The organism is Delftia sp. UME58, assembly GCF_014170385.1.
Lineage (GTDB): Bacteria > Pseudomonadota > Gammaproteobacteria > Burkholderiales > Burkholderiaceae_C > Comamonas > Comamonas acidovorans.
Window position 1 is genome coordinate 67,249 of sequence record NZ_LZZV01000071.1, and the last position, 6,927, is coordinate 74,175.

Consider the following 6,927-nt stretch of genomic DNA (forward strand, 5'->3'; position numbering starts at 1 on the left):
AACACGGGAGCCATGCCAATGCATCGCGAAAACCTGGGCCGCGCACAGGACGCGGCGGATCTGCAGCCCATCAGCCTCGATGTGCTGCGCGAGAAATACCTCAAGGACGGCGAGACCGGCGTGGGCGAGCTTTACGCCCGCGTGGCCCGCGCCCTGGCCTCGGTCGAGCCCGAAGCGCGCCGCGCCGAATGCGAGGCCCTGTTCCTGGCCAACCTGCAGGCCGGCGCCATAGGCGCAGGGCGCATCATGAGCGCGGCCGGCACCGACCTGCAGGCCACGCTGATCAACTGCTTCGTGCAGCCCGTGGGCGACTGCATCCAGGGCGTGGACGACGGCGGCTACCCCGGCATCTACGAAGCCCTGCGCGAAGCCGCCGAAACCATGCGCCGTGGCGGCGGCGTGGGCTACGACTTCTCGCGCATCCGCCCGCGCGGCGCCGAGGTGCGCGCCACCGCCTCGCTGGCCTCGGGCCCGTGCAGCTACATCAACGTCTTCGACCAGTCCTGCGCCACCGTGGAAAGCGCGGGTGCGCGGCGCGGCGCCCAGATGGGCGTGCTGCGCATCGACCATCCCGACGTGCTCGAATTCATCACCGCCAAGCGCACGCCGGGCCGCTGGAACAACTTCAACGTCTCGGTCGGCGTCAGCGACGCCTTCATGCAGGCCGTGGCCGAAGACCAGCCCTGGCACCTGGTGCACCGCGCCCGCCCCGGCACCGCCCTGCTGGAGCAGGGTGCCCACCAGCGCGCCGACGGCCAGTGGGTCTACCAGACCCTGCCCGCCCGCACGCTGTGGGACACCATCATGCGCTCGGCCTACGACTTCGCCGAGCCCGGCATCCTCTTCCTGGACCACATCAACGACGACAACAACCTGCGCTACTGCGAGGAGATCGCGGCGACGAATCCTTGCGTCACGGCAGATACCTGGGTACTCACCGAGTTGGGGCCAGCCCAGGTTGCAGACCTTGTCGGAAAGACATTTGGCGCCGTGGTCGACGGCCAGGTTTACGCCACCGAAAGTGCGGGCTTCTTTGCCACCGGCCGCAAGCCGGTGCTGCGGCTGACCACACGCGAGGGCCAGGTGCTGCGCCTGACCGCAGACCATCTGGTGCGGCGTGTCGCTCGCCGCACGCGCTATGCGTTGCAGGCTGAATGGACTCCGGCCGCCCAACTGCAGGCAGGCGACGAGGTACTTCTGCACAACCACCGTGCGTTTCAAGGCTGGGATGGGCAGGGCACCGAGGCCGAAGGCTACCTGTTGGGCCTGCTGATAGGCGATGGAACCCTCAAGGCCGACAAGGCCGTGATCAGCGTATGGGCGCCCGAGCTGCGCCAGGTCGCAGGCAACGCCAGCAGTGCGGTGGCCTATGCCGCCACGGGCGCGGCAGGCATCATGCAGGCCGCTGAGGCTGCAGCGGCCAGCTTGCGCCACCGCGCGGATTTCCGTGGATTCCAGCGGCCAGTGGCGGGACGTGGCGAGGCGCGCATGGCCAGTGCCGCATTGCGCGATCTGGCGCTTGGCATGGGGATGGAGCCAGGGCGCAAGTGCATCACCAAGTCCATGGAAGCGGCCTCTTCTGCATTCTCCGCAGGGCTGCTGCGCGGCCTGTTTGATGCCGATGGATCGGTCCAGGGCACACAGGGCAAGGGCGTGAGCCTGCGCCTGTCCCAGAGCGATTCTGAGTTGCTGCGTACCGTGCAGCGCATGCTGCAGCGCCAGGGCATGGCGTCGACGATTTATGAGAACCGTCGGCCAGCCCAACTGCGCACCATGCCCGACGGCAAAGGCGGCCAGCGCGACTATGCAACCCAGGCACAGCATGAACTGGTCATCAGCGGCGACAACCTTGGCATCTTCGCCGACCGCATAGGCCTTGCGGACACCGACAAGGCCGAACGGCTGGAACAGGCCCTGGCCCAGTACCGGCGCACCCCGAACCGTGAGCGCTTCACTGCCACCGTCCAGACGTTGGAGAGCGACGGCGAGGAAATGGTCTATGACGTCACGGTGGCAGACTGCCACGCCTTCGACGCCAATGGCCTGTATGTGCACAACTGCGGCGAACAGCCGCTTCCCTCCTACGGCTGCTGCGACCTCGGCCCCGTCATCCTCACGCGCTTCGTGCGCCATCCGTTCGGCTTCGCGGGCGAGCCTGTGTTCGACTTCGAGGCCTTCGAGCGCGCCGTGGCCGTGCAGGTGCGTGCGCTGGACAACGTGCTGGAGCTGACCTGGTGGCCGCTGCCGCAGCAGCGCGAGGAAAGCGAGGCCAAGCGGCGCATCGGCGTGGGCTTCACCGGCATGGGCAATGCGCTGGCCATGCTGCGCCTGCGCTACGACGCGCCCGACGGCCGGGCCATGGCCGCGCGCATTGCCGAGCGCATGCGCGATGCGGCCTATGGCGCCTCGGTGGAGCTGGCGCGCGAGAAGGGGGCCTTCCCCAAGTTCGACGCCGATGGCTACCTGGCCGAAGGCACCTTCGCCAGCCGCCTGCCCGAGGCGCTGCGCCAGCGCATACGCACGCACGGCATACGCAACAGCCACCTGCTGTCCATCGCGCCCACGGGCACGGTCAGCCTGGCCTTTGCCGACAACGCCTCCAACGGCATAGAGCCGCCGTTCTCCTGGACCTACAAGCGCAAGAAACGCACGGCCGATGGCGGCAGCGCCGAGTACGCTGTCGAGGACCATGCCTGGCGCCTGTACCGCTCGCTGGGCGGCGACGTGCAGCAGCTGCCCGACTACTTCGTCAGCGCGCTGCAGATGCCTGCGGCCGGCCACATCGCCATGATGCAGGCCGTGCAGCCCTTCGTGGACACGGCGATCTCCAAGACCGTCAACGTGGCCGCCGACTATCCCTACGAGGACTTCAAGGACCTGTACCGCCAGGCCTGGAAGGCCGGCCTCAAGGGCCTGGCCACCTACCGGCCCAACACGATCCTGGGCGCCGTGCTCGAGACCCATGCGCCCGAATCTGCTGAAAAGCCGGCCTCCCCCGCGCCGGCAGGGGTAGCGGCTTCCGCACCCGACCCGCTGCGCACCGTGATAGAAAGCCGCCCGCAGGGCGCGCTGGATGCCGTGGCCGAGAAGATCGAGTACTGGACCCAGCAAGGCCCCAAGCGCCTGTACCTGGTCGTCTCCTTCCTGCCCGTGGTCCTGCCCGATGGCCGCACGGTGGACCGCGCCATCGAATTCTTCATGCCCGTGGGCCAGAGCGGCGAATCCCAGCAGTGGGTGACATCCAGCATGCGCCTGCTGTCGCTGGCTGCACGCGGCGGCTTCCTGGAGCGCGCCCTCAGCGACATGCGCAAGGTGGCCTGGGACCGGGGCCCCGTGCGCCTGGGCACCCACCAGCGCGACGACGGCACGCGTGTGCCCATGTGGCATGACTCCGAGGTGGCCGCCATCGCCTATGCGGTGCAGAACATCCTGTCCCGGCGCGGCAGCGGCGCGCCGCCCGCACCGTCGCCGCTGCCCGAGCCCGAAGCTCTGGCCACCGACCCCATGGTCATGGCCGGCCGCAAATGCGAGGAATGCGGCGCCCATGCCGTGATCCGCAAGGACGGCTGCGAGTACTGCACGGCCTGCGGCCATCTGGGGAGCTGTGGGTGAAAGTTACCGTGGCCCCGCGCCCGCAGGGCGATGCCGTGCCCGGCTGGCGCGCGCCCGGCACGGGCTTCGACCAGCCCTTCGAGATGCTCGAAGCCTGCCACGAGCGCGTGCTGCGCATGCTGGCGCTGCTGGACCGGCTGCGCGTGCATCTCCAGACCAAAGGTTGCGACGACAGCGCACGCCAGGCGGCGCGCGATATCCTGCGCTACTTCGACCAGGCGGCGCCGCTGCACCATGAGGATGAGGAGCTGCATGTCTTCCCGCCGCTGCTGGAGCAGGGCGATGCGCAGACCGTGGCCCTGGTGCAGCGCCTGCAGCGCGAGCACGGCCTGATGAGCGCCGACTGGGCACTGGCGCGCCAGCCGCTGCTGGACATGGCCGAGGGGCGGTCCCAGGGTTTTGGCGCGGCTGACGAGGCGGTGTTCGAACGCTTCGCGGCCTGCTATGCCAGCCATGTCGAGAATGAAGAGCGGCTGGCCTACCCGCAGGCGCGCGGCCTGCTGCCAGAGGCAACGCAGGCGGCCATGGGCCGTGAGATGGCCGTGCGGCGCGGCGCAGACCTGTCGCGCCGGTAGCGCTTCGGCAGTGCCGCCTGCAGCGCGCGGGCGCAGGCGCGGCGATACTCGCAGGCTTCCGGCCTTGCCCTGCCTTTCGCCCACGAGCCCACGCCCTCATGTCCGCGCGCCGCCCCATTCCCCTGCTTCGCATTTCGCTGACCCTGCTGGGCGCCTTTGCCGCCGCCCAGCTGTGCCTGTGGCTGCGCACGCCGCTGCCCTGGATGCTGGGGCCGCTGATCGCCACCTCGCTGGCCTCCATCCTGGGCGCGCCCACAGCCAGCTCGGGCCGGCTGCGCAACGGCGGGCAGTGGATCATCGGTGCCTCGCTGGGCCTGTATTTCACGCCGACCGTGGTGCAGTTGATCGCGGGGCTGTGGTGGGCGATTGCCGTGGCCATCGTCTGGGCGCTGCTGCTGGGCTGGGGCTTCGGCGCCTGGCTGTACCGCGTGCATGCGCCGCGCATGCCGCAGATCCCGGCCGGCGAGATGCGCGCCACCACCTACTTCGCGGGCGCCATCGGCGCGGCATCGGAGATGACGCTGCTGGCCGAGCGCGAGAGCGCGCGCACCGACCTGGTGGCGGCCAGCCACAGCCTGCGCCTGGTCATCGTCACCGTGAGCATTCCGTTTGCCCTGCAGTGGAGCGGCCTGCACGGGCTGGAGGGGCTGACGCCGCCCAGCATCCGCATCGTCGAATGGCCGGGGCTGGCGCTGCTGGCCGTGCTCACGGGCCTGGGCGCCTGGGCCATGGACCGGCTCAGGCGGGCCAACCCCTGGTTCCTGGGCGCGCTGCTGGTGTCCATGCTGCTGACCATGTGCGGCCAGGAACTGTCGGCCGTGCCCCAGGCCCTGGTCAATGCGGCGCAGCTGGTGATCGGCATCAGCCTGGGCGTGCGCTTCAAGCGCGAGTTCCTGCACACCGCGCCGCGCTGGCTGGGCTCCGTGGCCGTGGGTACCGTGGGGCTCATGGCGATCTGCGCGGGCTTTGCCTGGCTGCTGCACCTGGCCGTGGACCTGCCCTGGGTCACGCTGCTGCTGGGCACCTCGCCCGGCGGCATCACCGAGATGGCCATCACGGCCAAGGTGCTGCAGCTGGGCGTGCCCGTGGTCACGGCCTTCCAGGTCTGCCGGCTGATCGCCGTGCTGCTGCTGGTGGCGCCGCTGTTCCGCTGGGTGGAGGCGCGCGGGCAGACTGCGTCGAACTGGACATAGGCCCGGGCCCACCTCCGCGAAAACGACAGCACCGTGGACGAGTAACGCCTGCTGGAAAGCTGCCGTGCCCAGTCTGCCTTGCTGCAGCAGATTGCGCGCACCAGTTGCTCAGGGCCTTGCGGTCAGCACGGGCGAACTGACCTCCATCCTCAAAAATCAGACCAGTCCTCTTAATTTTCAGACTGCACCCCTTTCCTCCCATTGCCACAAAACCGTGCAATGCAGTTTCCATACAAGGCAAACATGAGGGAGAGGGAACACCATGCTCGACAGGCATCGCTGGCGCTGCGCCGGCCCGCGCATATCCACGGCATTCGTCGCCGCCCTGGTCATCACGGTCATGGCCCAAACAGCCCAGGCCCAGGACTACGCCAACCCCTCGGCCTTCACCCGCCCAGGCGACCCCGGCTACTCCCTCACCACCCAGGCCAGCGAACCCCAGGTGCGCTGGATCAACGGCGAGTACACCGAAACCCACCTCGACCTGCGCGTACAGGTCCTGGGCGGCCCGCTGGACATCGTGCGCAGCTGGAGCCAGGGCCGCTGGTGGCTCAACCCGGCCTGGGCGCCTTTGAACTTTGAACTCGACCCCCTGGGCCGTGACGCCCGGCTCATCGAGCGCGCGGGTGTCCTGTACGAGCGCAGCGGCCAGGCCGACCTCTACATCGCCAAAGGCAAGAACAACGCGCCCGTCTTCATCAAACGCCTTCCTGAAGGCGGCAGTGCCCAGAACCCCCTGGCACAGTGGCGCTGGTACGACCGCCTGGGCAACAGCATCGACTACGACGCACAAGGCCGCATCCTGGGCTACGCCAACACCAACGGCATCAACGTGCGCTTTGCCTACGACAGCGCCACGCGGGCCCGCATCCTGGACCACCATGGCGGCACCGTCTACACGGCCACGCTGACCAATGGCCTCATCACCCGCATCGAAGACCGTGCCGGGCGCAGCGTCAGCTACCAATGGAGCGGCCAGCTGCTCACCCAGGCCACCGACGTTATGGGCCAGCGCTGGAGCTACACCTACGACGGCAACGGCCAGCTCACCAGCCGCACCGACCCCCTGGGCGCCCAGGTCACGGTCCAGTACAGCCAAAGCATTCCCGCCCCCGCACCGCTGCTCACCCTGGGCGCCGCCGGTAAGGTCCTGGACCCCACGGGCACCAGCGGCACCACCAGCAAACTCGCCAACCTCTGGGGCGGTGGCCGCGTCGGCAAACTCGATGCCCAGGGCTGCGCCTCCACCGGCAAGAACCAATACCTGCGAGAAAAACGCCAGTTCCTCGTCACCTACCTGGACTGCCGGGGCAACACCACCGTCTATCTCTACGACCGTGAAGGCAACGAACTGGAGAGAACCTTCAACGGCAAGCCCGCAGCCAAAACCCTGTGGGACGGCAACTACCAGACCCGCGCCATCGACGCACGGGGCCTGACCACCACCACCAGCTACGACTACAACTACCAGCCGCTGCGCATCGCCCACCCCGATGGCAGCCTCGACCAATACGAATACGAGCCTGTACGCGGCCTCAGGACAAAGC

The 6,927-nt window shown here is 68.7% G+C and carries 4 protein-coding genes; all 4 read left to right on the forward strand.

Annotated elements, in window-relative coordinates:
• Positions 1–18: 18 nt before the first annotated feature.
• A complete protein-coding gene (locus A9976_RS19055) occupies positions 19–3,612 on the forward strand; it encodes an LAGLIDADG family homing endonuclease (protein ID WP_183020302.1) in 3,594 nt (1,197 codons plus the stop codon).
• On the forward strand, positions 3,609–4,187 hold the full coding sequence (locus A9976_RS19060) for a hemerythrin domain-containing protein (protein WP_183020303.1): 579 nt from the start codon (positions 3,609–3,611) through the stop codon (positions 4,185–4,187). Before A9976_RS19055 ends, A9976_RS19060 begins: the two co-directional genes overlap by 4 nt.
• Before the next feature lie 98 nt (positions 4,188–4,285).
• Entirely contained in the window at positions 4,286–5,380 is a 1,095-nt protein-coding gene (locus A9976_RS19065) for an AbrB family transcriptional regulator (protein ID WP_183020304.1), read from the forward strand.
• Between the two features lie 262 nt (positions 5,381–5,642).
• A partial coding sequence (locus A9976_RS31765) for an RHS repeat protein (RefSeq protein ID WP_183020305.1) occupies positions 5,643–6,927 on the forward strand: 1,285 nt, incomplete at its 3' end.

Bases quoted from the DNA above. Each gene is read 5' to 3' on its own strand.
- A9976_RS19055 (WP_183020302.1), top strand. From the start codon at position 19: ATGCATCGCGAAAACCTGGGCCGCGCACAGGACGCGGCGGATCTGCAG.
- A9976_RS19065 (WP_183020304.1), top strand. From the start codon at position 4,286: ATGTCCGCGCGCCGCCCCATTCCCCTGCTTCGCATTTCGCTGACCCTG.